This window comes from Ancylobacter mangrovi (genome assembly GCF_024752355.1).
In the GTDB taxonomy this organism is placed as follows: Bacteria; Pseudomonadota; Alphaproteobacteria; order Rhizobiales; family Xanthobacteraceae; genus Ancylobacter; species Ancylobacter mangrovi.
Map to the genome: position 1 here is coordinate 431,873 of NZ_JANTHZ010000001.1, position 25,160 is coordinate 457,032.

General features: G+C 70.1%; 30 protein-coding genes and 1 tRNA gene. 15 read left to right on the top strand and 16 right to left on the bottom strand.

The features are described from left to right. Positions 1 to 36 precede the first annotated feature (36 nt). Positions 37 to 2,109, top strand: a complete 2,073-nt coding sequence (locus NVS89_RS01995) for a hypothetical protein (RefSeq protein ID WP_258730801.1) — start codon at positions 37 to 39, stop codon at positions 2,107 to 2,109. 59 nt (positions 2,110 to 2,168) lie between these two features. Continuing rightward, entirely contained in the window at positions 2,169 to 2,699 is a 531-nt protein-coding gene (locus NVS89_RS02000; RefSeq protein WP_258730802.1) for a dihydrofolate reductase family protein, read from the top strand. Positions 2,700 to 2,715: 16 nt separating this feature from the next. Here NVS89_RS02000 and NVS89_RS02005 read toward each other — a convergent pair whose 3' ends face one another. Beyond that, entirely contained in the window at positions 2,716 to 2,928 is a 213-nt protein-coding gene (locus NVS89_RS02005; protein ID WP_258730803.1) for a hypothetical protein, read from the bottom strand. 62 nt (positions 2,929 to 2,990) lie between these two features. Continuing rightward, on the bottom strand, positions 2,991 to 3,512 hold the full coding sequence (locus tag NVS89_RS02010; protein ID WP_258730804.1) for a GNAT family N-acetyltransferase: 522 nt from the start codon (positions 3,510 to 3,512) through the stop codon (positions 2,991 to 2,993). A gap of 253 nt (positions 3,513 to 3,765) precedes the next feature. Here NVS89_RS02010 and NVS89_RS02015 point away from each other — a divergent pair, with 253 nt between their 5' ends. The 5 genes from NVS89_RS02015 (at position 3,766) to NVS89_RS02035 (ending at position 8,843) form a co-directional block, all read left to right on the top strand. Continuing rightward, positions 3,766 to 4,329 carry a helix-turn-helix domain-containing protein gene (locus NVS89_RS02015; protein WP_258730805.1) on the top strand — a complete coding sequence of 188 codons (564 nt, stop codon included), beginning with the start codon at positions 3,766 to 3,768 and terminating at the stop codon, positions 4,327 to 4,329. Between the two features lie 12 nt (positions 4,330 to 4,341). Further along, positions 4,342 to 4,881, top strand: coding sequence for a GNAT family N-acetyltransferase (locus NVS89_RS02020; protein WP_258730806.1), 540 nt, complete (start codon positions 4,342 to 4,344; stop codon positions 4,879 to 4,881). Between the two features lie 172 nt (positions 4,882 to 5,053). Then, on the top strand, positions 5,054 to 6,250 hold the full coding sequence (locus NVS89_RS02025) for an HD domain-containing phosphohydrolase (RefSeq protein WP_258730807.1): 1,197 nt from the start codon (positions 5,054 to 5,056) through the stop codon (positions 6,248 to 6,250). A 139-nt stretch (positions 6,251 to 6,389) separates the two neighbouring features. Then, a complete protein-coding gene (locus NVS89_RS02030; RefSeq protein ID WP_258730808.1) occupies positions 6,390 to 7,358 on the top strand; it encodes a glutathione S-transferase family protein in 969 nt (322 codons plus the stop codon). Between the two features lie 111 nt (positions 7,359 to 7,469). Continuing rightward, positions 7,470 to 8,843, top strand: a complete 1,374-nt coding sequence (locus NVS89_RS02035; RefSeq protein WP_258730809.1) for a carbohydrate porin — start codon at positions 7,470 to 7,472, stop codon at positions 8,841 to 8,843. A 58-nt stretch (positions 8,844 to 8,901) separates the two neighbouring features. Here NVS89_RS02035 and NVS89_RS02040 read toward each other — a convergent pair whose 3' ends face one another. Both NVS89_RS02040 and mnmA read right to left on the bottom strand, forming a co-directional pair. Beyond that, positions 8,902 to 9,585, bottom strand: a complete 684-nt coding sequence (locus NVS89_RS02040; RefSeq protein ID WP_258731502.1) for a class I SAM-dependent methyltransferase — start codon at positions 9,583 to 9,585, stop codon at positions 8,902 to 8,904. 82 nt (positions 9,586 to 9,667) lie between these two features. After that, positions 9,668 to 10,855, bottom strand: coding sequence for a tRNA 2-thiouridine(34) synthase MnmA (gene mnmA, locus NVS89_RS02045; protein ID WP_258730810.1), 1,188 nt, complete (start codon positions 10,853 to 10,855; stop codon positions 9,668 to 9,670). Between the two features lie 249 nt (positions 10,856 to 11,104). On the opposite strand from mnmA, the gene sciP reads away from it, so the two are divergent. Further along, on the top strand, positions 11,105 to 11,380 hold the full coding sequence (gene sciP / locus NVS89_RS02050; RefSeq protein WP_258730811.1) for a CtrA inhibitor SciP: 276 nt from the start codon (positions 11,105 to 11,107) through the stop codon (positions 11,378 to 11,380). 24 nt (positions 11,381 to 11,404) lie between these two features. On the opposite strand, the gene dcd is transcribed toward sciP, so the two are convergent. From dcd to phnG, 10 genes are all read right to left on the bottom strand, one after another. Beyond that, on the bottom strand, positions 11,405 to 11,962 hold the full coding sequence (gene dcd / locus NVS89_RS02055; protein ID WP_258730812.1) for a dCTP deaminase: 558 nt from the start codon (positions 11,960 to 11,962) through the stop codon (positions 11,405 to 11,407). Then, positions 11,959 to 12,213 (bottom strand): hypothetical protein, encoded by a 255-nt coding sequence (locus NVS89_RS02060; RefSeq protein WP_258730813.1) that lies wholly within the window; start codon positions 12,211 to 12,213, stop codon positions 11,959 to 11,961. The genes dcd and NVS89_RS02060 overlap by 4 nt, the downstream gene beginning before the upstream one ends. A 225-nt stretch (positions 12,214 to 12,438) precedes the next feature. Further along, entirely contained in the window at positions 12,439 to 13,026 is a 588-nt protein-coding gene (gene phnN, locus NVS89_RS02065) for a phosphonate metabolism protein/1,5-bisphosphokinase (PRPP-forming) PhnN (protein ID WP_258730814.1), read from the bottom strand. Continuing rightward, positions 13,023 to 14,162 (bottom strand): alpha-D-ribose 1-methylphosphonate 5-triphosphate diphosphatase, encoded by a 1,140-nt coding sequence (locus tag NVS89_RS02070; protein ID WP_258730815.1) that lies wholly within the window; start codon positions 14,160 to 14,162, stop codon positions 13,023 to 13,025. Before NVS89_RS02070 ends, phnN begins: the two co-directional genes overlap by 4 nt. A gap of 7 nt (positions 14,163 to 14,169) precedes the next feature. Further along, positions 14,170 to 14,874, bottom strand: a complete 705-nt coding sequence (phnL, locus tag NVS89_RS02075; protein WP_258730816.1) for a phosphonate C-P lyase system protein PhnL — start codon at positions 14,872 to 14,874, stop codon at positions 14,170 to 14,172. 4 nt (positions 14,875 to 14,878) lie between these two features. After that, positions 14,879 to 15,667: a phosphonate C-P lyase system protein PhnK gene (gene phnK, locus NVS89_RS02080; protein WP_258730817.1), complete on the bottom strand. Its 789-nt coding sequence runs from the start codon at positions 15,665 to 15,667 to the stop codon at positions 14,879 to 14,881. Beyond that, positions 15,664 to 16,575, bottom strand: coding sequence for an alpha-D-ribose 1-methylphosphonate 5-phosphate C-P-lyase PhnJ (locus NVS89_RS02085; protein ID WP_309486514.1), 912 nt, complete (start codon positions 16,573 to 16,575; stop codon positions 15,664 to 15,666). Before NVS89_RS02085 ends, phnK begins: the two co-directional genes overlap by 4 nt. After that, positions 16,572 to 17,669: a carbon-phosphorus lyase complex subunit gene (locus NVS89_RS02090; RefSeq protein ID WP_258730818.1), complete on the bottom strand. Its 1,098-nt coding sequence runs from the start codon at positions 17,667 to 17,669 to the stop codon at positions 16,572 to 16,574. Before NVS89_RS02090 ends, NVS89_RS02085 begins: the two co-directional genes overlap by 4 nt. A gap of 4 nt (positions 17,670 to 17,673) precedes the next feature. Then, positions 17,674 to 18,282: a phosphonate C-P lyase system protein PhnH gene (gene phnH / locus NVS89_RS02095; RefSeq protein ID WP_258730819.1), complete on the bottom strand. Its 609-nt coding sequence runs from the start codon at positions 18,280 to 18,282 to the stop codon at positions 17,674 to 17,676. A gap of 1 nt (position 18,283) precedes the next feature. After that, positions 18,284 to 18,760: a phosphonate C-P lyase system protein PhnG gene (phnG, locus tag NVS89_RS02100; RefSeq protein WP_258730820.1), complete on the bottom strand. Its 477-nt coding sequence runs from the start codon at positions 18,758 to 18,760 to the stop codon at positions 18,284 to 18,286. A 101-nt stretch (positions 18,761 to 18,861) separates the two neighbouring features. Between phnG and phnF the strand changes: the two genes are divergently transcribed. After that, complete coding sequence (phnF, locus tag NVS89_RS02105; RefSeq protein ID WP_258730821.1) at positions 18,862 to 19,653, top strand: phosphonate metabolism transcriptional regulator PhnF; 792 nt, start codon at positions 18,862 to 18,864, stop codon at positions 19,651 to 19,653. Positions 19,654 to 19,663: 10 nt separating this feature from the next. Then, a complete protein-coding gene (locus NVS89_RS02110) occupies positions 19,664 to 20,272 on the top strand; it encodes a pyridoxamine 5'-phosphate oxidase family protein (RefSeq protein WP_258730822.1) in 609 nt (202 codons plus the stop codon). Here the strand turns inward: NVS89_RS02110 and NVS89_RS02115 are convergent. Then, on the bottom strand, positions 20,266 to 21,366 hold the full coding sequence (locus NVS89_RS02115; RefSeq protein WP_258730823.1) for an alpha-hydroxy acid oxidase: 1,101 nt from the start codon (positions 21,364 to 21,366) through the stop codon (positions 20,266 to 20,268). The genes NVS89_RS02110 and NVS89_RS02115 overlap by 7 nt on opposite strands. Positions 21,367 to 21,554: 188 nt before the next feature. On the opposite strand from NVS89_RS02115, the gene NVS89_RS02120 reads away from it, so the two are divergent. After that, entirely contained in the window at positions 21,555 to 22,148 is a 594-nt protein-coding gene (locus NVS89_RS02120; RefSeq protein WP_258730824.1) for a hypothetical protein, read from the top strand. A 19-nt stretch (positions 22,149 to 22,167) separates the two neighbouring features. On the opposite strand, the gene NVS89_RS02125 is transcribed toward NVS89_RS02120, so the two are convergent. Beyond that, on the bottom strand, positions 22,168 to 23,097 hold the full coding sequence (locus NVS89_RS02125; protein ID WP_258730825.1) for a metallophosphoesterase family protein: 930 nt from the start codon (positions 23,095 to 23,097) through the stop codon (positions 22,168 to 22,170). Between the two features lie 90 nt (positions 23,098 to 23,187). On the opposite strand from NVS89_RS02125, the gene NVS89_RS02130 reads away from it, so the two are divergent. From NVS89_RS02130 to NVS89_RS02145, 4 genes are all read left to right on the top strand, one after another. Continuing rightward, a complete protein-coding gene (locus NVS89_RS02130; protein WP_374114521.1) occupies positions 23,188 to 23,661 on the top strand; it encodes an NUDIX domain-containing protein in 474 nt (157 codons plus the stop codon). Between the two features lie 189 nt (positions 23,662 to 23,850). Then, a tRNA-Met gene (locus NVS89_RS02135) sits at positions 23,851 to 23,927 on the top strand. A gap of 299 nt (positions 23,928 to 24,226) precedes the next feature. After that, positions 24,227 to 24,661 (top strand): lipid-binding SYLF domain-containing protein, encoded by a 435-nt coding sequence (locus NVS89_RS02140; RefSeq protein WP_258730826.1) that lies wholly within the window; start codon positions 24,227 to 24,229, stop codon positions 24,659 to 24,661. A gap of 183 nt (positions 24,662 to 24,844) precedes the next feature. Further along, positions 24,845 to 25,135 carry a DUF1330 domain-containing protein gene (locus NVS89_RS02145; RefSeq protein ID WP_258730827.1) on the top strand — a complete coding sequence of 97 codons (291 nt, stop codon included), beginning with the start codon at positions 24,845 to 24,847 and terminating at the stop codon, positions 25,133 to 25,135. Positions 25,136 to 25,160: the final 25 nt, after the last annotated feature.

Consider the following 25,160-nt stretch of genomic DNA (forward strand, 5'->3'; position numbering starts at 1 on the left):
CGCCCGGCCCGCCGCCATGGCTGAGGGAGGCCGCGCATGAATCTCGGCCTCGCCTTCGATCCGCTGGTCTCGCTGCCGCTGCTGATCGCCGCCGGCGCCGTGGCCGGCGTGGTGGCGCTGCTGCTCATCTTCGCGCGCACCCGCGGCGCCTGGCTGCGCTCGCTGGCGCTCGCCCTCGCCGTGCTGGCGCTCGCCAACCCCTCGCTCACCCGTGAGGAGCGCGAGCCGCTGCCGACCGTGGTCGCGGTGGTGGTCGACAAGAGCACCAGCCAGCAGTTCGGCGACCGCACGCAGATGACCGAGGCCGCCCGCGCCGAGCTCGAGAAGCGGCTCGACAAGCTGAAGGAGCAGGGTGCCGAGATCCGCTTCATCGACGCCGGGGCCGGCGCCGGCGAGGTGGACGGCACGCGTCTGTTCACCGCGCTCTCCGCCGGCCTCGCCGACGTGCCGCCCGAGCGGGTGGCGGGCGCGATCTTCCTCACCGACGGGCGGGTGCACGACATTCCCGCCACCATGGCGGCGCTCGGCTTCCATGCGCCGGTGCACGCCATCATCTCCGGCCATGAGGGCGAGCGCGATCGGCGCGTGGCGCTGACCTCGACGCCGCGCTTCGGCATCGTCGGCCAGCGCCAGACCATCGGCTACCGGGTCGAGGACGAGGGCGCGCCCGCCGGCGCGCGGGTTCCTGTCACCGTGCGGCGCGACGGCGCGGTGGTGGCGCGGCCGGTCGTCACCGCCGGCCAGCCGGCCGAGATCGACGTCGAGATCACCCATGCCGGCGCCAACATCGTCGAGATCGAGGCCGCCGGGCTCGATGGCGAGCTGACGCCGGTGAACAACCGCGCCGCGGTCTCGATCGACGGCGTGCGCGACAAGCTGCGGGTGCTTCTGGTCTCGGGCGAGCCGAATGTGGGCGAGCGCACCTGGCGCAACCTCTTGAAGTCCGACGCCAATGTCGACCTCGTCCACTTCACCATCCTGCGCCCGCCGGAGAAGCAGGACGGCACGCCGATCAACGAATTGTCGCTCATCGCCTTCCCCACGCGCGAGCTGTTCCAGCAGAAGATCAAGGATTTCGACCTCATCATCTTCGACCGCTACGCCCAGACCGGCGTGCTACCGATGATCTATTTCGACAACATCGTGCGCTATGTGGAGGAAGGCGGCGCGCTGCTGGTGGCCGCCGGCGCCGACTACACGTCGGAAGGCTCGGTGTTCAACACGCCGCTGGAATCGATCCTGCCGGCCGGCCCCACAGGGCACCTGACCGAGGAGCCGTTCCGCGCCAAGCTCACCTCGGCCGGCGAGCGCCACCCTGTGACCCGCGCCCTGCCCGGCTCGCAGAACGACCCGCCCTCCTGGGCGCGCTTCTTCCGCGTCATCGACAGCCGTGGCGTGCGCGGCACCAGCGTCATGGACGGGCCGAACAAGGAGCCGATCCTGCTGCTCGACCGCATCGGCCAGGGCCGCGTGGCGCTGCTGCTGTCCGACCAGTTCTGGCTGTGGGCGCGCGGCTTCGAGGGCGGCGGGCCCTATATCGACCTGCTGCGCCGGCTCTCGCACTGGCTGATGAAGGAGCCCGAGCTCGAGGAAGAGCGCCTCAGCATGGTGGCGCGCGGGCCCGACATCGTGGTCGAGCGCCAGACCATGGGCGACAGCGTGCCCCCGGTCGTCATCACCACGCCCACCGGCGCCACCCGCACCTTGGATCTCACCGCCGCCGAGCCGGGCCTGTTCCGCGCCACCTTCCCGGCCGACACGCTCGGCCTGTGGCGGGCGGCCAATGGCGACCTGACGGCGCTGGTCAATGTCGGCCCGCTCAACCCGCGCGAATTCGCCGAGGTGACCTCGACCACGCAGACGCTGCGCGCGCCGCTGGCCGAGACCGGCGGTGGAGTGTGGCGCATGGCCGATCTTCCCGGCGGCGTGCCGCGCGTGGTGGCGGTGCGCTCCAGCGACCGCTTCGCCGGCGAGGACTGGCTTGGCCTGTCGATGCGCGAGGTCTCGGTGGTGCGCGGGCTCGGCCTGTTCCGGCTGTTCGCCGGCCTGTCCGGCCTTCTGATCCTCATGGCCGGCATCGCCGCCGCCTGGGCGCGCGAGGGGCGCTAGGGAAGTCTCCGCCGCGGACTATGCTGGCGCGACAGATTCGCGCCACGCGGGAGTTCGCAATGACGATCCACGGCTACATGGCCGCCAGCCTCGACGGCTATATCGCCGACAGGGACGGCGGCATCGGCTGGCTGGCGCCGTTCGACGAGGTCGATGCCGGCTATGCCGGCTTCATCGCCGGGATCGACACGGTGGTGATGGGCCGGACGACCTACGACCAGGTTCTGCTCATGGGTCGAGAGAGCGGCGCGGGCTGGTTCTATGGGGGCAAGCACGCCCTTATCCTCTCCTCGCGCCCGCTCGGAGACGCGCCCGCCGGCGTCTCGGCCTGGACGGACGACGTCCCGCGACTGATCGCGCATCTGCGCGCGCGGGAGGGGAACAGCTGGATCGTGGGCGGCGCCGCGCTTCAGGCGGCCTTCATCGAAGCCGGCGCGCTCGACCGGCTCGATCTCTTCATCATTCCGGTCCTGCTGGGGGACGGCGTGCCCCTGTTCCCGAAAAGCGATCGGCCGCCGCGCAGCCTCGCGCTGGAGAGCAGCGCCGCTCTCGGAAAGGGGATGGTGCATCTGGCGTACCGGCCCGGCTGAAATCCGGGCGGTCCCGTCACCCCGTGAACGGCACGATCTGCTTCTCGAAGATCTGCACGCCGAAGCCGGGCTTGCTGATGCACTGATATTGCCGCGCGATCTCGTCCACCAGCGCGGCGCGCGCGGCGTTGGTCCCGGCGATGTGCTTGTCGATCCACTCGTCCGGCACGGTGAGGGCCATGCCCGGCGCCATCCGGCACAGGATCAGTCTGAGTTCGTCGCCGTTCAAGCGGACCTCCTCGCGTCGCGGCTCATCCGCTCATCCCCTATAGGGCGGCGGGGACGGCGCGTTCAAGCCGGCGCGAAGCCTTTCCGCACCGGGCCCTCGACCGTCTCCACCGGCACGCCGTCGAGCGGGCAGACCAGCACGCGGCGGGGATCGACCGGGCCGGGCAGGCTCACCCTGCCGGGGGAGACGCGCTGGAAGCCCATGCGCCCGTAATAGGGCTCGTCGCCCACCAGCATGACGAGGCGCGCGGCGTCGGGCGCGGATTCGGCCCGCGCCGCCTCGAGCGAGCGCTCCACCAGCCGCCGGCCGATGCCGTGCGAGCGGAAGGGCGGCTCCACCGTGAGCGGGCCGAGCAGCAGCGCCTTCGCCTCGCCGACGACGATCGGGGTCAGGCGCACCGAGCCCACCAGCATGGTGCCGATATAGGCGGTGAAGGACAGGTCGCGCCGGTGCGGGTTGCCCTCGCGCAGCCGGTAGGCGGTGCGCGCGAAGCGGCCGGGGCCGAAGGTGCGGGCCACCAGCCGCTCGATCGCGGCATCGTCGGCGGGGTTCTCGGGCAGGATGGTGATGGACAGCTCGGTCATCGGGGCTCTCGGACGCTCGGGGCTCGGCACGTCGCCGCGCCGAGCGGGCGCGTCACGGCCGCCGGCGGGCAGAGGAGAAAAGGCGCGCGCGCACGGCGGCGCGGCGGCTGCGCGCGTCTCGTCGTCGCTGGGCGGGCGTCCGGAGCATGGGTCCATCCTCTGAGGGCTGGCCCGGATAGCACAGCGCGGCGGGCAGGTCGAGGGATTCGCCGCGCCGATTGCCGCCGACCGCCTCATCCACTATAGGAGACATATGGATCATATAGTGGATGGTACCGGCCTCCGGCTCGCGCGGCGCCTGCGCGTGGAGCGCGACGCGCGCGGCTGGTCGCTCGCCGATCTCGCGGCGCGCTCGGGCGTGTCCAAGGCGATGATCAGCAAGATCGAGCGCGGCACGGCAAGCCCGACCGCCGTGGTGCTGGTGCGTCTCGCCGGGGCATTCGACCTCACCCTCGCCGGGCTGCTGCTGCGCGCCGAGGGGGGCGAGCGGCTGGTGCGGGCGGCCGAACAGCCGGTCTGGACCGACCCGGAGACCGGCTATGTGCGCCGCCAGCTCTTCGCGCGGCCGGACCATCCGGTGGAGCTGGTGGAGGTGGAGCTGCCGCCGGGCCGGCGCGTCGCCCTGCCCGCCTCCTCCTTCGCCCATATCCGCCAGCTCGTGCAGGTCCGCGCCGGAACGCTGACGCTCCACGAGGGCGGCGCGGTCCACCGGCTGGAGCCGGGCGACTGCCTCGGCTTCGGCCCGCCGGGCGACACCGTCTTCGCCAACGAGACCGGCGCGCCCTGCCGCTATCTCGTCGCCCTCTCACGCATCTGACCGGCGGCGCCCATGATCGACCTTCGCATTCGCCCCCTCGGCCCCGACCCGGCGAGCATCGACGCGCTCGCCGGGCTGCTGGTCGAGACCGTGGCGGCGGGCGGCTCGGTGAGCTTCATGCACCCGCTCGACACGGACCGGGCGCGCGCCTTCTGCGCCGGCGCGCTGGAGGCCGCCGCGCGCGGCGAGCGGATCGTGCTGGGCGCCTTCCTCGACGGCCCCGACGACGAAGGGCTCGCCGGCACCGTCACGCTCCAGCTCGCCTTGCCGGAGAACCAGCCGCACCGCGCCGAGATCGCCAAGATGATGACGCGGCCGGCCCATCGCGGACGCGGCATCGCCAGCGCCCTGCTCGCCGAGGCCGAACGTCTCGCCGCCGCGCACGGGCGCACGCTGCTGGTGTTGGACACGGCGAAGGATGGCGGCGCGGCAGGCCTCTACGAGAAGCACGGCTTCGTGCGCGCCGGCGAGATCCCCGATTTCGCGCTGAAGCCGCATGGCGGGCTCACCGCCACCCTGCTCTACTGGAAACGTCTTGTGTACACTTCTTGACATAACGGGCGCAGAACTGGCCTTTGCTGAACCTGTTTCAAGATTCCGTTAATCTACCCGCGCCGACTGTACATTCTCGACTTTGATTCAACAGTCGCCGATTGATTCATGTCAAGGAAGGTTCCGGCAGCGTTGGTCTTAATTCGCTTTCGGCTTCAATCGGCGAGAGCTTATGCCACGTTCCCTCGCGCGCTGGATCGCGCTGCTCAATATTGACGAGGCGACGACGGCGACGCTGCGCGCGATGGCCCCGCTCATCAAGGCCCATGGCGACGAGGTGATCGGCGCCGCCCTCTCGCCCCTCACCGCGCCGGGCCCTGCCCCGATCGCCTTCGCCGAGCCGGCCTCGATCGAGCGGGCGCGCGAGGCGATGCGCCGGCACTGGCTCGACTATGTCTTCGCCGGCCGCTTCGACGGCGAATATCTCGCCGCCGCGCGCGCGCTCGGCACCGTGCATTTCCGGCTCGGCATCGACCCGCTGCAGTTCTCGGCGACCTACAGCCTGCTGGTGAGCGGCATCGTCGATCTCGTCTGCCGGCACTTCGCCGGCGACGTTCAAAGGCAGTCTTCGAACATCGCGGCGATCAACCGCGTCGCCTTCCTCGATCTCGGCCTCGCCTCCGCGGTCTATTACGACGCCTGCCTCGGCGAGATCGACGATCTGACCTACGAGCTCAACATGAGCCTCGCCCGGGTCGGCGAGTACCGCGACTATGAGGGCGGCCACCACCTCATCCGCGTCAGCCGCATGTGCCATGCGCTCGCCCTCGCCGCCGGGCAGAGCCCCGCCTGGGCCAACGCGCTGCAGATGGCGAGCCCGCTGCACGACATCGGCAAGATCGGCGTGCCGGACGACATCCTGCTCAAGCCGGCGCCGCTGACCGAGGCCGAGCGCATGGTGATGCAGCGCCACACAGAGATCGGCGCCGAGATCATTCCCGACCATCCCTCGCCGGTGATCCACATGGCCCGCCTGGTGGCGCTGCGCCACCACGAGCGGTGGGACGGGCGCGGCTATCCCGGCGGGCTCCGCGGCGAGGATATCCCGCTGGAGGCCCGCATCGTCGCCATATGCGACGTCTACGACGCCCTGCTCGCGAGCCGCCCCTACAAGAAGGCGTGGAGCCGCAAATCGGCGCGCGACTACATCGCCGCCAACCGGGGCATCATGTTCGACCCGCGTCTCGTGGACGTGTTCCTGCTGATCCAGCCGAGCATGGAGCGGATACAGGACGCCTTCGCCGATCCCGAGAGCGACATCTCGCCCGCGACCGTGCCCGACATGCTGCGGGCCATGCGAAGCGAGTTCCGCCCGCTGCGCGAGCCGCCCCGCGTCGCGCTCCCCGCGCGGGAGATGCGCGCGCCCTGAACGCGCGGCCGCCGGCCCGGGCCACGCGCATGAGCGTGCGTTTTCACCCTGAATTCAAGCTCTTGCGCAAAAGAACGGACGCGGCCCGCTTCGATCCGGCCCGTTTGTACTCTAGCATGGCGGCAAAGGGAGAGCCGCCATGGGACTGCTCGTCGAGGGCAAATGGGTTGACCAGTGGTACGACACCAAGAGCACGGGCGGGCGCTTCGTGCGCACCGTCACCCGCTTCCGCGACTGGGTGACGGCGGACGGCGCGCCGGGGTCTTCCGGCGGCGGCGGCTTCCGCGCCGAGGCGGGGCGCTACCACCTCTATGTCTCCTATGCCTGCCCCTGGGCGCACCGCACGCTGATCGTCCGGGCGCTGAAGAAGCTGGAGCCGGTGATCCCGGTCTCGGTGGTCGACCCGTTCATGGGGTCGGAGGGCTGGGTGTTCGCCGACCACGCCACGACGCCCACCGAGGGCGCGACGACGGACGGCGTGCTCGGCAAGCAGCGGCTCTACGAGGTCTATCTCGCCGCCGACCCCGCCTATTCCGGCCGCGTTACCGTGCCGGTGCTGTGGGACCGCGAGCGGGAGACCATCGTCAACAACGAGTCGGCGGAGATCATCCGCATGCTCAACGACGCCTTCGCGGCCTTCACCGACGACGACCACGACTACTATCCCGCGCCGCTGCGCGAGGAGATCGACGCCCTCAACGCGCGGGTCTACGACGCGGTCAACAACGGCGTCTACAAGGCCGGCTTCGCCACCACGCAGGAGGCCTATGAGGAGGCGGTGCGCGCGCTGTTCGCCATGCTCGACGAGCTGGAGGCGCGGCTCGAAGGGCGCGCCTGGCTGATGAGCGAGGCGCTGACCGAGGCCGACATCCGCCTCTTCACCACGCTGATCCGCTTCGACCCGGTCTATGTCGGCCACTTCAAGTGCAACATCCGCCAGATCCGGGAGTACCCGAACCTCCGGCGCTTCGTGCGCGCGCTCTACGCGCTGCCGGGCGTGGCGGGCACGGTGAACATGCCGCACATCAAGCGGCACTACTACCAGAGCCACAAGACCATCAACCCGACCGGCATCGTGCCCGTCGGGCCGGAGGTCTGGTGGAGCTGACGCGCCCGGTGACGGCCCCCCGCTCGGGTCCGGCCATAACGGGGCGCGATTCATCCGGGCGCGCTTCATTCGGGCACGCCGTGCCAGCGGATCGGGAAGATTATCGAGGCCATGCGCAGCACAGCGTTCCGTCACCCGAGCCGGCCGCCCGGCGCCGCGCGGCTGCGCGCCCTCGCCTGCGCGGCGGCCTCGTTCATCGCGCTGCCCGCCCTCGCCGACCCTGCCGGCGCGCCCGCATCCGACTGGCTGACCCGCGACACGCTCACCGGCGACTGGGGCGGCACCCGCACCGCGCTCGCCGACAAGGGCATCACCGTTACCTCGAACTGGATCGTCGACGCGCTCGGCAATGCCAGCGGCGGCATCCGCCAGGGCGCGGCGATGGACGGCCAGCACGAGCTGGAGGTCGCCCTCGATCTCGACAAGCTCGCCGGCTGGAAGGGCGCCAGCGTCGTCGCCAGCCTCTACTGGCTGCAGGGCTCCAACCTCTCGGACGATGTCGGCAACCTGCTCACCCTCACCAACATTGCGGGCGATGCCGGCGCGCGGCTCGGCGAGCTCTATCTCGAGAACCATTTCGCCGATGATCGGCTCACCACCCGCATTGGCCAGATCGCGATCGACGAGGAATTCGCCGTCAGCGACACGGCGGGCCTGTTCGTCAACTCGGCCTTCGGCTGGCCGGGCATCTATGGCGTCGATTTGCCCGGCGGCGGGCCGGCCGATCCGCTGCCCACGCCGGGCGCCTGGGTGAGATGGGCGCCGGACGACGCCTTCTCCGTGCAGGCCGCCGCCTTCAACGGCAACCCGCTGGGCGGTGCCGGCGGCAATGCGGACGGGCTCGACTTCCCGCTCGACGACGGCGTCCTCGCCATCGTCGAGGCGAGCTATGTCCACAAGGGCGCGAACGGGCTCATCGGCACGTTCCGCCTCGGCGCCTGGTACAATTCCGAGACCTTCGACGATCTTTCGGTCGCCGCCAACGGGCTCTCGCTGGCCGATCCCGCGGCCGACGGGCCGCTGGCCCATCAGGGCGACTATTCGCTCTACGCCATCGCCGACCAGCAGCTCTGGGCCTCGTCGACGGCGCGCCTGTCCGGCTTCGTGCGCGTCGCCTGGGCCCCGGAGGACCGCAACGAGGTCAGCTTCTACGTCGACACCGGCCTCGCGCTGACGGGTCCCCTGCCCGGCCGGCCCAACGACGTCGCAGGCATCGGCCTCGCCTATGCGAAGATCAGCCCTGCCCTCGCCCGGCTCGACCGCACGAGCAACGCGCTGAGCGGCACGGACGGCCCGGTGCAGGACTACGAGGCGGTGCTGGAGATCGACTACCAGGCCGCCGTGACGCCCTGGCTCAGCGTGCAGCCCTTCTTCCAGTACGTCTTCCACCCCGGCGGCAACGTGCCGGACCCGAACGGCAGCAACCCGACGCAAGCGCTGAGAGACGCGGCGGTGTTCGGGGTGCGGAGCACGGTGACGTTTTGAAGGGGGTGGGCGATCACCGCGTCGCGGCGTCGAGGGGGCCGGGCGGGCGCGGGCGAATTCACCCCGCCAGAGCCACCGGCTCCTCGGCGGCGGTGATCTCGGCCTCGGTGCGCTTGCGGAAGCGGACCATCGTGTACATGCCGAGCGCCACGTCGCGCTTGATCGGCATGTCCACCGTGCCGTTGCGCAGCGCCCAGTCGCGCAGACGGGCGAACTGGAATTCCGGGCGCCAGCCGAGCTTGCGGGCGCGGCGCGCGAACCAGCGTTCGAAGGAGGCGCGCGGGCCGTCCTCGGCGCCGAGATGGTTCACCAGGATGATCTCGCCGCCCGGGCGCAGCACGCGGGCCATCTCGTCCAGCGTCTCCTCGGGGTGCGGCACCACGGTGATGACGAACTGGGCGATGACGACGTCGAAGCTGGCATCGGCGAAGCCCATATGGGCGCCGTCCATCAGGCACAGCCCCTCGACATGGGTGAGCCGCTCCCGCGCCACCCGCTCGCGGGCCTTCTGCAGCATCGGCTCGGAGATGTCCACGCCGACCAGGCGGTTGGTGCGGCGATAGGCCGGCAGGGCGAAGCCGGTGCCGACGCCGAATTCGAGGATCCGCCCGCCGATGCTCTCCGCAACCTTCATCGCCGCCTTGCGGCCGGGCTCGAACACGGCGCCGAACACGACGTCGTAGATCGGCGCCCAGCGGGCATAGGCCTCCTCGACGGTGTTGCGGTCGAGATCGGTCGTCATGTCGTCCCCCAGCTTCTCGCCGCAGCGCGGCACACCAGCCATTCCTCGCCGCGTGGCGCGCGGCCCGCCCTGACCGGCCGACTCACGCCGATCGTGCCATCATCCCGGCTTCACGTGTCAGCGCGGTGAAGCCCTTCTGCGCGCGGCGGATCACGCCGCCGCCGAGCAGCCGCGCGCCCGCGCCGCCGTCGGCGTAGAAAACGCAGGCCTGGCCCGGGGCCACGCCCTCCTCGGCGACGTCGAGCAGCACGTCGATCCCGCCATCGGCGCCGCGGGCGAGCGCCCCCGGCACCGGTGCGCGCGCCGAACGCACCTTGACGTAGACGGCGCGTCCGCTCGCGGCCGCCTCATCCAACGTTTCGTCGCCCAGCCAGTTCACTTCGTCGATGCGGATCGCCGCCACGCCCAGCGCATCACGCGGGCCGACCACGACGCGGCGCCGGCCGGCGTCGATGCCGACCACGTAGAGCGGCTCGGAGGCGGCGATGCCCAGTCCCTTGCGCTGGCCGATCGTGTAGCGCATCACCCCCGCGTGCCGGCCCAGCACCCGCCCGTCGAGATGGACGATCTCGCCCGGCTCGGCGGCCTCGGGGCGCAGCTTCTCGACGATGGCGGTGTAGTGCCCGTTCGGCACGAAGCAGATGTCCTGGCTGTCCGGCTTGTCGGCAACCTTCAGCCCGGCCGCCTCGGCGAGCGCGCGCACCTCCGGCTTGGTGGTCTCGCCGAGCGGGAAGCGCAGCATCCCGATCTGCTCGGCCGTGGTGGCATAGAGGAAGTAGCTCTGGTCCCGGCTCTCGTCGAGCGGGCGGAACAGGGCGCGCCGCCCGTCCGGCAGCGCCCGGCTGGTGACGTAATGGCCGGTGGCGAGGATGTCGGCGCCGAGGTCGCGCGCGGTCTCGAGCAGGTCGCGGAACTTCACCGTGCGATTGCAGTCGACGCAGGGAATGGGGGTCTCCCCGGCCGCATAGGCGTCGGCGAAGCGCTCGATCACCGCGTGGCGGAAGCGGCTCTCATAGTCGAGCACGTAATGGGGAATGCCGAGCTTCTCGGCCACCGTGCGGGCATCGTAGATGTCCTGGCCGGCGCAGCAGGCGCCGGGCCGGTGATGCATCGCCTCGCCATGGTCGTAGAGCTGGAGGGTGACGCCGACAACGTCGTAACCCGCCTGCGCGTAGAGCGCAGCCACCACCGAGGAATCGACGCCGCCCGACATCGCCACGACCACGCGGGTCTGGCTCGGGAGGCGGGAGGTATCGTCGAGGCGGATCATGGATGCGGGACGGGTGCTCAGGGACGCTCCTTCTATATAGGACACCGTGGCCTTTCTATGAACCCTGCCGGCGCATCCGCCCGCCGCCGTGGTCCCGGCGCCACGCCGGGAAAGTAAACAAAGTCCTTCTCAAATATTAACGAAGCGGAAACCAGCTCATCTTCACCGGACCGTGATTCGCTTAGGGAAATATTTAAAGCTCAGGCGCTACCATCCTGCCATTGATTGTGGGTATTCAGTGAGCGTACCATGACTGACGCCTATCGCCCGAGGGTGAAATATGTAATCGGGCCGGACGGAAGTCCGCTGACCATTGCCGACTTGCCCCCGCCAAACACCCGGCGGTGGGTTATCCGCCGCAAGGCGGAAGTCGTCGCCGCCGTTCGTGGCGGGCTCCTCAGTCTCGAGGAAGCCTGCAAGCGCTATACTTTGACCACCGAGGAATTTCTTTCCTGGCAGGCATCGATCGACCGCCACGGCCTCGCAGGGCTACGCACCACGCGCATCCAGCAGTACCGGCAGTAGATAAGCACATTGGCCCAGAGAGAATTAGGAGGTCTGACCGGCGAATTGGCCACCATACCCTTTTGCCGGAGTGCCAAGCGTTGTTTCAAAAATAAGCTGACAAACTCTGAGACCTGGCTTCAGTATAATGGGAAGAGGTCCAAAATTTACGATCTCCAGCTGTATGTTTCCTTTGAAACCTGCATGAATTGTCGGGGCGGTCATATGAACGCACAACCCCAGCCGTGCAAGTGAGCTCTTACCTTCGACGCGAGCCGCGACCCGACTCTCATCGGGAAGACGGACATACTCCTTGGTCCAGCCAAGTACGAGCTTTTGCGGAGCAAGCGTATATCCGTCTTGAGCGTCAATAACGACGTTGGACGTCAAGCCGCGAAGAACCTCATTAATTCGGTGCGCTGGATCGGAAGGATCAATCATCATTCTGATTGAAGGCAGCCGCTCCTCCTGAAACACCCTAAGGTTTTCGTCCAGACGAAGGTCGAGGCTAGTAGAGCTGAAAGCGACTTCTTCTGGCGACGGATCAATAATGATCTGCTTCTTTAATATAGCCAGATGAATTTCACGATCAGTGAGTATCACGCCAAGATGCTCTCTCTGTTCCGAACTTGATCTCTACGTACCCATACGCGCCATTGCCCAGACTCGGTTTCACGAGGCAACTCGACGAGCAATTTATCACCCTGCTCACGAATCAGTCCAACCTCAATATAATTTTGAACGATTGATTTTTTCGAAACAACTAGAGGTCTCGCGCCGTCAACAGTTTCAACCGCGACCATCGCTTCGCTTGGATGCAAGCCTTCCCCTTCCAGACGAACGTGCAGTTCCATCGCCATCTCCCTTATTTTGCGAATCGCGAACCCAGTTTGGATTGTGGCCTACCAACCGCGCGATCCCGTAATGTTCCATGAGCACCTAAACAGGAACATAACACGAACAAATAAATTCGGTTGGCTGCAGCTCGATCACATTTTGAGAGATTTTATATCCATCTTGGCTCACAAATTCCGAAGCGGCTTTCGACGGACAAGGCTCTACCTGCCTAGCGGGCTGCGTCACAGTCCGCTCAGGAACGCGGCCAGCCTCTCGCCGGCCGCATCGACCGCGTCGACGTTGAGGATGCGCAGGTCCGGGGTCTGGTCGAGCGCCGGCTCGCGGCGCAGGCGCTCCAGCACCGCCTCGTGCGCCTCGCGCCCGCGCGCGGCGAGCCGCGCCGCCAGCACCTCCAGCGGCGCCGTCACATGCACCACCCGCACCCGGGCGAAACGGGCCCGTGCCCTGCCGAGCACGGCGCGCGAGCCGTTGGCGACGACGATGCGCCCGGCGACGATCTCGCCGGTGATCTCCGGGCCGAGCGCGTAGCTCAGCCCGTTGGCCTGCCAGTGGAGCGGGAAGTCGCCCATCGCCACGCCATGGGCGAAGGCGCGTTCGTCGAGCGCGATGTGGTTCTCGGTCGCGTCCGCCGGGCGGGTGATGCGCCGGCGCGCGAAGCTGATGTCGGCGCGCCCGGTGAGACGCTCGCGGGCATAGGCGATCAGCGTGTCCTTGCCGGCGCCCGAGGGGCCGACCACGAGCACGAGCTGGCCCGGCCCCAGCCGGCCCTCGCCGGAAAGGTCGGAACTCTCCACCGCCACTCCGCTCACGCGATCCGCTCCCCCTCGCGCCACACCATGCGCGCCACCGGCGCCGGGCCCGCATCGGCGACCCGCAGGAAATCCGCCCGCCGCCCCGGTGCGAGCCGGCCGCGATCGGCGAGCCCGGCCGCGTCGGCGGGATTCGCGCTCACCATCGCCACCGCCTCGGGCAGGGAGATGGCGGGCGCCATGCGCGGCAGCGCGAAGGCGGCCAGCAGCAGGCTGCCGGGCACATAATCCGAGGAGAGGATGTCGAGCACGCCAGCGCGGGCGAGATCGCCGGCGGCGACGTTGCCGGTGTGCGAGCCGCCGCGCACCACGTTCGGCGCGCCCATCAGCACCCGGATGCCGGCGCCGTGCGAGCCGGCGGCGGCGCCCGTGGTGGTCGGGAACTCGGCGATCGCCACTCCGTCCTCGATCGCCTCGGCGACATGGGCGTCGGTGGCGTCGTCATGGCTCGCCAGCACGATGCCGCGCGTGCGGGCGAGCGCGACGAGGCGCGCCCGGTTGGGACGGGCATGGTTGGCGTGGGCGTTCAGCCGGTCGGCGACGATGACGTCCATCTCGGCATCTGTCATGCCGGACTTCTTCTTGTAGTAGGAGCGGAACTTCTCCTCAGTCAGGAACTGGCGCTGGCCGGGCGTGTGGTCCATCAGCGAGACGAGGCGCACATCGATGGTCTCCATCAGCGCCTGCGCATCCTCCACCACGCCGTCGGCCGCCACCTCGCAGCGCAGGTGAACGTGGTGCTCGGCCCGCATCAGCCCCGAGCGCGACGCCTGCGCGATCGTCTCGGCGAGCAGCGGCGCGTCGCCATCCATGCCCACCGCCCGCTTGTCGGGCCAAACCCTGAGCGAGTCGAACACGGTGGTGATGCCCGAGGCGGCGATCTGCGCGTCATAGGCGGTCACCGCCGCGAAGGCGTTCCACTGCACGTGCGGGCGCGGATAAAGATGGCCCTCGACATGGTCGGTGTGCAGCTCGACAAGGCCGGGCAGCAGGTAGTCGCCCGCCATGTCGAGCGCCGAGCGCGGCGCCCGACCCTCGCCGATCTCGGCGATCCGCCCGTCGCGCACCACCAGATGGCCCTGCCGGACCTCGTCGGGCAGCACCAGCCGGGCATGGGCGTAGACCGTCTCGTTCATCGCATCCTCACGCCGCTTTCGCGAATTCCGTCACGTCGATCACCCGGTCGCACACCGTCTCGCGCACCTGCGCATCGTGGAAGATGCCGAGGATGGCGACGCCCGCGCGCTTCTTCTCGCCGATCAGCTCCACCACGACGCGGCTGTTGGCGGCGTCGAGCGAGGCGGTCGGCTCGTCCATCAGCAGGAGCGGGCGATGGGCGATGAGCCCGCGGGCGATGTTCACCCGCTGCTGCTCGCCGCCGGAGAAGGTGGCGGGCGGCAGCGGCCACAGCCGCTCGGGCAGGTTCAGCCAGGCGAGCAGCGCGCCGGCCCGCTCCAGAGCCTGCTCGCGCGCGACGCCGTCGCCGACCAGCGGCTCGGCCACCACCTCGAGCGTCGAGACGCGCGGGATCACGCGCAGGAACTGGCTGACATAGCCCATGGTGGAGGCCCGCAGGCGCAGCAGCCGGCGCGGATCGGCGCTCGCCACGTCCACGAAGTCGCCATCCCCGCGCACCCGGATCGTGCCGGAATCGATGCGGTAATTGCCATAGACCATCTTCAAGAGCGAGCTCTTGCCCGCGCCGGAAGGCCCGCCCAGCGCCACGCATTCGCCCGGACGCAGCTCGAAGGCGGCGCCCGAAACCACCGGCAGCCGAGCCCCGCCGCGAAGGTGCAGCAGGAAGGTCTTGGCGACGCCGTCGACGGAAAGGATGGGTTCGCTCGTCATCGCCTCACGCCGCCAGAACCGAGGACACAAGGAGCTGCGTATAGGGCTCGCGCGGGTCGTCGAGCACCTGGTCGGTCAGCCCGGTCTCGATCACCCGCCCGTGCCGCATCACCACCATGCGGTGCGAGAGCAGCCGCGCCACGGCAAGGTCGTGGGTGACGATCACCACCGCCAGCCCGAGCTCGGCGACCAGCGAGCGGATCAGGTCCAGCAGGCGCGCCTGCACGGAGACGTCGAGCCCGCCGGTCGGCTCGTCCATGAAGACGAGGCGCGGCCGGGTGACGAGGTTGCGGGCGATCTGCAGGCGCTGGCGCATGCCGCCGGAAAAGGCGCGCGGGTCGTCATCGATACGGTCGGCGGCGATCTCGACCCGGCCGAGCCAGTCGGTCGCCTCGGCGCGGATCCTGGCGTAGTTGCGCCAGCCCACCGCCATCAGCCGCTCGCCGACATTGCCGCCGGCGGAAACCGTCATGCGCAGGCCGTCGGCCGCGTTCTGGCGCACGAAACCCCAGTCGGTGCGCATTAGCAGCCGCTTTTCCGCCGCGCCGAGGCCGGCGAGGTCGGCGAGCCGCCCGTCGCGCAGCCGGTAGCGCACGCGCCCCGCATCCGGCGCCAGCTCGGTGGAGAGCAGGCCGAGCAGCGTCGACTTGCCCGAGCCGCTCTCGCCCACCACCGCCAGCACCTCGCCGGGGAAGATCTTGAGCGAGACGTCGCGGCAGCCGATGCGCGCGCCATAATCCTTCGACAGCCCCTCGGCGACGAGGAGCGGGAGGTCGGCCACGCGCGCGCTCATGCCGCGTCCTCCTGCGCATCGCGCGCCGGCGGGGACATCTCGCCGCGATGCCCCTCCTCCTGCCGCGTGGTGCAGTAGTCGGTGTCCGAGCACACGAACATGCGCCCGCCGCGGTCGTCGAGGAGCACCTCGTCGAGATAGACGCCCGTCGCGCCGCACAGCGCGCAGGGCCTGGCGAAGCGCTGCACCCGGAACGGATGGTCCTCGAAGTCGAGCGAGCGCACCGTGGTGTGGGGCGGGATGGCGTAGATGCGCTTCTCGCGCCCCGCGCCGAAGAGCTGCAGCGCCGGGCAGTCGTCCATCTTCGGGTTGTCGAATTTCGGGATCGGCGAAGGGTCCATCACGTAACGCCCCGCCACCTCCACCGGATAGGCGTAGGTGGTGGCGATGTGGCCGTGCCGGGCGATGTCCTCGTAGAGCTTCACATGCATCAGCCCGTATTCGCTGAGCGCGTGGAGCTGGCGGGTCTCGGTCTCGCGCGGCTCGAGGAAGCGCAGCGGCTCGGGGATCGGCACCTGATAGACGAGGATCTGGTCGTCGCGCAGCCTGGTCTCGGGAATGCGGTGCCGGGTCTGGATGATACTGGCCTCGGTGGTCGAGGTGGTGGTCGCGACCTTTGCGGTCTTCTCGAAGAAGCCGCGGATCGCCACCGCGTTCGTCGTGTCGTCCGCGCCCTGGTCAATCACCTTCAGCACGTCGTCCGGGCCGAGCACGGCCGCCGTCACCTGCACGCCTCCCGTGCCCCAGCCATAGGGCATCGGCATCTCGCGGGCGGCGAAGGGCACCTGATAGCCGGGAATGGCGATCGCCTTCAGGATCGCGCGCCGGATCATGCGCTTGGTCTGCTCGTCGAGATAGGCGAAGTTGTAGCTGATGTCGGGCATGCTGCCGACCTGCGGGGCGCTCATTCGGCCGCCTCCTTGCGCTCGGCGGCGATCTCCGCCCGCATCCGTCGCACGAGGTCGAGCTCGGCCTGGAAGTCGACATAGTGCGGCAGCTTCAGGTGCTCGACGAAGCCGGTCGCCTGCACGTTGTCGCAGTGGGAGAGCACGAACTCCTCGTCCTGCGCCGGGGCGCCGGGCTCCTCGCCCAGCTCCTGCCAGCGCAGCGCCCGCTCGACCAGCGCCATCGACATGGCCTTGCGCTCACACTGGCCGAAGACGAGGCCGTAGCCGCGCGTGAACTGCGGCGGCACCTGCGCCGAGCCCTTGAACTGGTTCACCATCTGGCACTCCGTCACCTCGACCTCGCCGATCGAGACCTCGAAGCCGAGCTCGGGAATGTCCAGCACCACCTCGACCTCGCCGAAGCGGATCTCGCCGACAAAGGGGTGCGAGCGGGCATAGCCGCGCTGGGTCGAATAGCCGAGCGCCAGCAGATAGCCCTCGTCGCCGCGCGCCAGCGTCTGCAGCCGGGTCGCGCGGTCGACCGGATAGCTCACCGGCGCGCGGGTGATGTCGAACGGCTCGGCGCCGTCGTCCCGCGGCGAGGGCTCGATCAGCCCCTCGGCGCCGATCAGGTCGGTGACGCGCGGCATCGGCGGCGCCGGTTCGGCGACGGGTGGCGGCGCGCCCTCCTCCGCGCCGCCGGCGTCGGCCTCGGCGAGCGAGGTGTCGAGCAGGCGGTGCGTGTAGTCGAAGGTGGGGCCGAGAAGTTGGCCGCCCGGCAGGTCCTTGAACGTGGCCGAAACCCGCCGGCGCACCAGCATCGCCCCCGTGTCGAGCGGCCGGGCGCTGCCGAAGCGCGGCAGGGTGGTGCGGAAGGCGCGGATGAGGAAGATCGCCTCGATCAGGTCGCCGCGCGCCTGCTTGATCGCCAGCGCCGCCAGCGCCGTGTCGTAGAGCGAGCCTTCCGCCATCACCCGGTCCACCGCGAGGGTGAGCTGGGAGGCGATCTGCTCCAGCGTGACCGCCGGCAAGGTGCGGTCGCCGCGCCGGCGCCGGGCCAGCAGCTCATGTGCGTTGCGGATCGCCTTCTCGCCGCCCTTGGCCGCGACATACATGGCGCTAGCCCTCCCCGACCGTGACCGAGCGCGGCAGGCCGGCGACATGGCCGGCGCCCGCCAGCAGCAGGTCGACCCCGCGCGGGAACAGCGCCCGGTTTGCCGCCATGCGCGCCACGAAATCCGCCGGCAGCGGCGCGGCGCCGAAGCGGACGCTCCCCTCGATGCCCGGTCCTTCGAGCATGAAGCCGCCGTCGGTAAAGTGCTCGTCGGTAAAGCCCTCGATCTGCACGATCAGCGTCGCCGAGGCATCGGGAAATTCCGGCGTGCCCTGCGCGAACGCCTCGAAGCCCGGCATCGCGCGCGGATCGGCGATCAGCGCGAAGCGGGCCTCGCCCGGCTCGCCGACGAGCGGCGCGCCGGCGTGGAAGCGCAGGAACGCCGCCACCTCCGGCACCGCCGAAAGCGGCGCGTCGAGCCAGAGCGGGGTCTCATAGTCGCACAGCGCCAGCACCAGCGCGGCCGCCTCCGGGGCGAGCGGTGCGGGCGGGGCGAGCGCAACGTCCAGCGGGCACGGCGTGCCCGGCCGCGCCAGCGCCCACATCGCGGCGCGGAAGCTCGCCTGCGCGTCGAACACCGGATCGCGGAAGCCGAGGGCGAGAGCGGCCGGCATGTCAGTCCTCCCCGCGCACGAGGGTGAAGAAGTCGACCTTGGTGGCGGCGGTCTCGGCCTCCACGCCGGCGCGACGCAAAGCGAGCCGGGTGCGCACCGGGGCCAGTGCCGCCTCCACCGCCGGGCGGCGGCCCTCGTCCTGCCAGAGCGCATCGACGATGGCGGCCCGGCGCGCGGACTGCGCGTCGCGCCCGAGCCGGTAGGCGAAGCCGGTCGCGCCGCCCTCGAGGCGGATCGCCGCCCGGGCGAGGCTCGCCTCGCCGAGATTGAAGGGCGCGCCGTCGCCTCCCGTGCGCCCGCGCAGCATGACCAGCCCGACCTCGGGCGTGCGCAGGTCGGTCGCCGCCGGCACCGGGGCGAGCGTGGCGAGAATCGCGTCGAGCTCGTCCGGCTCGGCGCGGGCGAGCAGCCCCATGGCGCTCTGGCGCGCAGCACGAAACGCGCCGGCATCACTGGATTTTGGCTCGGGAAAGGTCATCGGCATCCGGAACGCACTTGGAGAGAGGCGTTTACTTGTCGACCTATTTGTATAATGATCTATACAAACAGGCAAGACCGATCGAACCGGATGAGCCCAGAATGAGCGCCAGCGACGACGTGCCGATGACGGCCCCTCTCGATGCGGGCCTGCCTTCCGCCGATCCGCTCGACGACGTCGCGCGCGGCACCGGCGTCGCGCTGTGGAAGCAGATCGTCGAGCGCATCGAGGCCGACATCGCCGACGGCCGGCTCGCACCGGGCGTGCGGCTGCCGCCCGAGGTGGAGCTGGCCGAGCGTTTCGGCGTGAACCGCCACACGCTGCGCCGCGCGCTGGCCATGCTCACCGAGCAGGGACTGATCGAGGCGACGCCGGGCCGCGGCACCTTTATCAAGGAGCCACCCCTGCGCTACCCGATCGCCGCGCGCACCCGCTTCTCCGAGATCGTCTCGCGCGAGGGGCGCGCCCCGGGCGGCAAGCTGGTCGGCTCGCGCATCGAGGTGGCGACGCCCGAGATCGCCGAGGCGCTGCGCCTGCCCCCGGGCGCGGAGGTGCTGCGTGTCGACATGGTACGCGAGGCGGACGGCGTGCCGCTCACCGTCGGCAGCCACTGGTACGACGCCGAGCGATGCCGCGACCTCGACCTCGTGGTGGCCGCCACCGGCTCGGTGACGCGCGCGCTGGAGACGCTCGGCCTCGGCGACTACCGCCGGCTCGAGACCCGCGTCACCGCCCGCCCCGCCGACGAGGAGGAGCGCCGCCTGCTCAGCCTGCCGGCCGGGCGCACGGTGCTGGTGGTCGATTCGATCAACGGCGATGCGCAGCGCCGCCCGATCCAGTATTCACGGGCTCGCTTCGCCGCCGATCGGGTCCAGCTCGTGGTGAAGAACTGAAGGGGGTCCCATGGCGCGCATCACCAGCCTCGACGAGCTTCGCACCCGCTATGCCGCGCCGCGCGAGCGCAGCCGGCTGAAGGTCCTGCCCGCGCTCGATACGCATTGCCGCCACTTCGTCGGCCTGTCGCCGCTGGTGATGATGGCGAGCTTCGGCGCCGACGGGCGGGCCGACGTCACCCCGCGCGGCGACGCGCCGGGCTTCGTCGCGGTCGAGGACCCGCACACGCTGCTGATCCCCGACCGGCCCGGCAACAACCGGCTCGACACGCTCATCAACCTGCTCGCCAACCCCTCGCTCGGCCTGCTCTTCCTGGTGCCGGGCGTCGACGAGACGCTGCGCGTCAACGGCACCGCCGAGATCCATGACGACGATGCCCTCGCCGCCCGGTTCGAGGTCGAGGGCCGGCGCCCGGCGACGGTGCTGCGCGTCACGGTCGAGGAAGCCTATCTACACTGCGCCAAGGCGTTCATGCGCTCGCACGCCTGGGACCCGGCGCATTTCACGCCGCGCGCGAGCCTGCCCAGCATAGGCGAGATGCTGCGCGACCAGCTCGGCCTCGCCACCGCGGAGACGCAGGCGGAGATGCTCGCGCGCTACCGCGAAACGCTCTACTGAGCCTCGCGCCACAGCACCTGCGGGCCGATCTCCTGCAGCCGCGCGCAGCCGGTGAGCACCATCGCGATCTCCAGCTCGCAGCGCAGCAGGTGCAGCACATGGGCGACGCCCGCCGGCCCGGCGACCGCGAGCCCGTAGAGGCAGGGCCGCCCCACCAGCACCGCCGAGGCGCCGAGCGCCAGCGCCTTCAGCACGTCCGTGCCGCGCCGGATTCCCCCGTCGAGCAGCACCGGCACCCGGCCCGCCACCGCCCGCGCGACGGAGGGCAGCACGTCGAGGCTCGCCGGCACGGTGTCGAGCACCCGCCCGCCATGGTTGGAGACGATGATCCCGTCCGCCCCGACCTCGATCGCCCGCACGGCGTCCTGCGGGCTGACGATGCCCTTCAGCAGCACCGGCAGCCGGGTGAGCGCGCGCAGCCGGGCGATGTCCTCCCAGCGCGCGGTGACGTCGAGAAAGCCGCGGAACATCAGGCTTTCGCCCAGCGGCGCATGGGCGACGTAGTCCGTGTGCAGCCCGCGCAGATTCGCGTGCTCGGAAAGCTTGGGCGGCGTGTAGCCGGCGCGCTGCTCGCGGTTGCGCAGGCTGTGCACCGGCGCGTCGACCGTGACCACCAGCGCGCCATAGCCCGCCGCCTCGGCCCGGCGCACCAGATCGGCGGTGAAGCCGCGATCGTGCTGGATGTAGAGCTGGAACCAGAGCGGGCCGCTGGCGCGCGCGGCGATCTCCTCCAGCGTGAAATCGGATTCGGTGCTCGCCACCATCCCCGCCTTGGCCCCGCCGGCGCCGATCACCGTGCCGAGCTCGCCCTCGGGCGCGGCAAGCGTGTGATGCGCGGTCGGCGCGACCATTATGGGATGGGCGAAGGACTGGCCGAACAAAGTCAGCGCGGTGCCGCCGCCCGCGAAATCGGCGAGCACGCGCGGCACCAGCGCGTGCCGCTCAAACGCCTCGCGGTTCCAGCGCAGGCTCACCTCGTCCGCCACGCCGCCGGCGAAATAGGCCCACGCCTCGGGGCTCAGGCGCTCGCGGGCGAGGCGCTCATAATCCTCCAGCGCCACCGCGTCCTGCGGGATCTCGAAGCTTCTCGCCATATGCTCGCTTTCCCCCGGCCCGGCTCCCGCACGCTTCTTAGCGGCGGCCGACGGCGCGCACAGCCCTCACCGTGCGCGAACCGCCCATTAACCGCCGCAGTGTTACCATCGTTTATGCGGATGACGCTTGAGGCCGGCGCACGGATGCCGGGATTCGGGCGCCGGGATTCGGGGCGGGGGTTTCCACCATGGACGATGCCGACCGCACGCGCGGCGACGCGACCGGACTGTCGCTTCGCGAGGCGCTGCGCTCCGCGCGGCAGGAAGCGGCAGAACGCTCCGGCGTGATCGTGGAGCTGCGCGACGCCAGCCTGGCGCGACTTTCCATGCTCAACGAGCTGCTGGACCCGATCTTCGCCGAGGTGCCGCCCGAGCATGCCGACCTGTTCGACCGCGGCCTGATGCCGGGCGAGACCCCTCGCCTGTTCGTCGACATGGTCGCCCATATCGCGTTGGGGCGCGACCGGCGCACCTATCGCTTCCTGCAGGACACGCGCGCCGGGCGCCGGGTGCTGGCGGAGAGCGCCGACCCGCGCGACATCGCCGAGGCGGTGACGCGCTATGTCGCCCGCCGCCTGGTCGCCCGCGAGCAGGCGCTGGTGGCGAGCTCGGCACCCGACGACATCGCCCCGCGCCCCGCACCGCACCACCCCGCGCCCGCGCCCTCCCCGGCCGAGCCGGCGCGCGGCGGGCGCTTCGGCGTGTTCGTGCTCGGGCTCATTCTCGGAGCGATCGCCTTCGCCGCGGCGACGGCGCTGGGCGTCAACGTCACGCTGCGCTGAGGGCGTCGCGCCCGCAGGTTCAGGAGGCGCCGGTAACGGAGCTGAGCACGCGGACGGTGCGGGTGTCGACGTCGACCTCGCCGCTCTTGAAGCCGCGCGCTTCCATGGTGCAGCGCCACGGGAAGCTGGCGTCCGGCAGCCGCTCGATGCGGTAGAGATTGTAGCCGCCGGGCCAGTGGCGATCCTCCGGCCCCGCCGCGAAGGACGGCGCCTCGACCACCGGGATCAGGCCGCCATTGGGGCCGGGAAGCATCTCGACCATCGGCACATGGTCGTGGCCGCAGATGACGAGCTCCGCGCCGTGCCGGGCGAGCACCGCGCGCACCTTCTCGCCGTCGATCAGCCGCTTGTGCGCCCCGCGCAGGCCGCAGGGCGGATGGTGGATCAGCACGACCCGGAACAGTCCCTCCTGGGCGAGCCCGTCGAGTATGTGGCCGAGCCGCTCGCGCTGGCCGGTGCCGACCCGGCCGGTCGCCATGAAGGGATGCGTCGGCACGGCGGTCGAGACGCCGACCAGCGCCACGCCGTCGCGCCGGCGCACGAAGGGAAAGGCGTTCTGCGCCGTGACGTCGCCATTGACGCCGTCGCCGCGCATGTAGTCGCCCCAGTTCAGCAGCGCGTGATGCGCGGTGGAGCGGACATAGGCGTCGTGATTGCCCGGCACGACGGTGACGTCCTTCCCCTCGCCCAGCGTCTTGAGGAAGTTGAGCCCGGTCTGGAATTCGGCGGCGAGGCCGACATTCACCAGATCGCCCGTGACCGCGATATGGTCGGGCGCCATCGCCTTGATGTCGGCGACCAGCAGATCGATCGTGGCGATGTTGAATCGGTGCTGGCGGCCGCGTCGCCAGTTGATGACGCCAAGCGCGCGCTTGCCGGCGAGCTCGGCGAAGCGGGCGCGCGGCAGGGGACCGAGATGGGCGTCGGTGAGATGGGCGAGAACGAACACGAGGGTTTCCTTATCAGCCCCACCGGGCCGGAGGAAGGCCGCCCGCTTGCGCCTTTGCGTGAGGCGGGTTCGGCGGCGCCCGCCCCGGCGCTGGGACCGCGCTGGGGAAGGCCGCGCCTGTTCACCCGGGTCGTCCATGGCTGGCGCCGCCTCGCCCATGGCATCACGCTCGGCGTGCGCGCGGTGGTGGTCGACGAGGCGGGCCGGGTCCTGCTGCTGCGCCATTCTTATGTCGCCGGCTGGCACCTGCCGGGCGGCGGCGTCGATGTCGGCGAGACCGCCGAGGAGGCGCTGGCGCGCGAACTGCTGGAGGAGACGGCGGTGACGATCGCCGGCCCGGTGCGCCTGCACGGGCTGCTGCTCAACACAAACCTCGCCGGCCGCGACCATGTGGCGGTCTATGTGGTGGAGCACTTCGTCGCGGGCACGCCGCAGGTGCCGAACCGCGAGATTGTGGAGGTCGGCTTCTTCCCGCCCGACGCCCTGCCGGAAGCGACGACCGGCGCCACGCGCCGGCGCATCGCCGAGGTGCGCGCGGGCGATCCCGCCTCGTCGCACTGGTGAGGCGTGTCGCGGGCGGGCGCGGAAAGCCGGCGGACGCGCCGCCCGCACGCGTCGACGGCGCTTGTCCATGGCACGCGTCGCCTCGACCGACGCCAAGGGCGTGGGCATCGCGCGCACGCGCCTTGACACCGTCCCGGCCCATTCCTTATATCGCGCCACTTCGCGGATCGGCCCCGGCCGGTTCGTCGTGGCGGGGTAGCTCAGCTGGTTAGAGCACGGGAATCATAATCCTGGGGTCGGGGGTTCAAGTCCCTCTCCCGCTACCAAGTACCCTCCTCGGGCGTCCCGGACGGGGGAGTATGGCGCGCCGGTGCCTTTGGCAGTGATCGCCGGCACCTTTGGCAGCCCCATCAGTAGACGTCCGTCATGTCCGCTCCCTCATGGTTGCCGTGCGGATTTACCGCTGCCATAACGAGCCGCCGGCGCGGGAGGCGCACACGCGCCATGATTCCTGCCCGGCGAAAAGGCATTCGTTCTCGCGGTTGGCGAGCAACGAAACACCGGCGTTGGCGTTGTCTAGCGATGCGCAACTTGGCGCATCGTTCTAGTTGGGAGGGTATCGTCGATGAAAATCCTGTCGGTACTAAAGGTCGGGCTTCTCGCATTGGCGACGCTCATCGGCGCCGCATCCTTGGCGAATGCCGCTGAAGGCTCGATCAGCATTCGTCTCGTGAAGGCCGGCTTCGTGGTCGGCGGATCGGCCGGAGACGGCGTGCTGACGTTTCAGGGCCGCAAATATCCGCTCTCGGTCGGAGGGCTGAGCTATGGCTTCACCTTCGGCGCTTCGGAGACTCGCCTGCACGGGACGGTCAAGAATATCCGACGCCCGTCTGACATTGCCGGTGTCTATGCCCAGGGCGGCGCCGGCGCCGCGCTCGGGAAGGGCGCGCAAGTCGTCGTCCTGACCAACCAGAACGGCGCCATTCTGGAGCTGAGCGGCGAGCAGAAGGGCGTCATCGTCAGCCTTGATCTGAGCGGACTGGCCTTGTCGCTGAAGTGAGGTTTTCGATGGAGTTTCGGCGCGGCGACGAACGCCGCGCACGTCTTCATCCGCCCAGCGACATCGCCCGCCGGTCGCCTCCGCGGCCGCTACTCACCCACAACGGTCGCGCGGACTTCTTTCGCGCGACCGCCATGGCGTATAGTCCCCGCGAAACTCGATCAGCCAAGTGGGGACATGTCCATGGCGAAGGCCTATTGGGTGGCGACCTATCGCTCCGTCAGTGATCCCGATGCACTGGCCGCCTATGCCAAGCTGAGCGGTCCCGCGATCGTCGCTGCGGGCGGGCGGATCTTGGTGCGCGGGGTGCCCAGCCACGTCTATGAAGACGGCCTGCAACAGCGCACGGTGGTGATCGAGTTCGATTCCGTCGATCACGCCAGGGCAGCTCACGACGGCGCTGCCTATCAGGAAGCGTTGAAGGCGCTGGGAAATGGCGCCGAGCGCGACATTCGAATTGTCGAAGGCGTCTGAGCGGCGCGGGCCGTCATAAGTCCCG